Origin of the sequence: Streptomyces sp. WAC05292 (assembly GCF_003949955.1) — a bacterium.
Lineage (GTDB): Bacteria > Actinomycetota > Actinomycetes > Streptomycetales > Streptomycetaceae > Streptomyces > Streptomyces globosus.
Genome location: NZ_RPSE01000743.1, coordinates 1 through 1,211, shown reverse-complemented (window position 1 = coordinate 1,211; position 1,211 = coordinate 1). Strand labels below are relative to the sequence as shown.

At 79.4% G+C, this 1,211-nt stretch carries 1 protein-coding gene; it reads left to right on the top strand.

The annotated features are described in order from the left end of the window. Positions 1 to 59: 59 nt before the first annotated feature. Complete coding sequence (locus EF903_RS32760; RefSeq protein WP_125548556.1) at positions 60 to 1,124, top strand: glycosyltransferase family 4 protein; 1,065 nt, start codon at positions 60 to 62, stop codon at positions 1,122 to 1,124. Positions 1,125 to 1,211 lie beyond the last annotated feature (87 nt).

The following is a 1,211-nucleotide window of genomic DNA, read 5'->3' as shown; positions in this document are numbered from 1 at the left end:
GCCGAGGACCTGGACGGTGCGCAGGGGCGGCCCCCGCACAGCCGTACGGGCGGCCGCCCCTGCGCACCGTCCAGGTCCTCGGCGGCGCCGGCGCGGACAGCAGCGCGCACGTCAGGTCGCTGACCACCGGGCTCGCCGCACGCGGGGTACGGGTCACCGTCTGCGCGCCCGTCGAAGCGGAAGGGGAATACGACTTCACCGGCGCCGGCGCGCAGTTCGCGCCCGACGCGGTGAGCGCCATGCGCGCCGTGTGCGCCGGCGCCGACGTGGTGCACGCCCACGGCGTCCGGGCCGCCGCCCGGGCCCTCCTCGCCCTGCGCGGGCGGCGCGTGCCGCTCGTCGTCACCTGGGCGGGAGGCGGGCCGGGCGCCGACGGCGCCCTCGGGCGGCTCGGCCGCGTCCTCGAACGGCACGTCGCCCGCGCCGCCGCCGTCGTCCTCGGCAGCTCCTCAACCCAGGTGGACCTCGCACGAGCCCGCGGGGCCCGGGACGTACGGCTCGCCCGGCCCGCCGTGCCCGCGGCACCCGGCGCCGCCGGAAGGGCCGCGGCCGCCGACCCCGGCAAGACCCGGGCGGAGCTCGGCGCGGTCGGGCGGCCCCTCGTCATCGCCGTCGGCAGCCTCGTCCCGCACCGCGGGTACAGCCTCCTTCTCGACGCCGCCCGGGCCTGGCGCGGCCTCGACCCCGCACCGCTCGTCGCCATCGCCGGAGAAGGGCCCATGCGGGCCGAGCTCGCCGGGCGGATCGAGGCCGAAGGCCTGCCCGTCCGGCTGCTCGGACGCCGCCGGGACGCCGCCCGGCTCCTCGCGGCGGCCGACGTGGCGGTGCTGCCGAGCCGGTGGGAGGCGCGGTCCCTGCTCGCGCAGGAGGCGCTGCGGGCCGGTGTGCCGCTGGTGGCGACGGAGGTCGGCGGCGTACCGGAACTGATCGGCGAGGCCGGGGTACTGGTCCCGTACGGCGACCCGGACGCCCTGTCCGCAGCGGTAGCGGACCTCCTCGCGGACCCGGCCCGCCGCCGCCACCTGTCCGAGGCGGGCCGCGCCCAGGCGGCGACGTGGCCGTCGGAGGACGACACGGTGGCCCAGATCCTGTCGGTCTACGACGAACTCACCCACCGCCGCTGACCCGACCCGAGTCCCGCCCCCGCAGCTCGCCTCAATCGCCGGCGGGGCTGGAGGTTGCCTGGCTGGTCGGGTGGGTCGGGTCAGCGG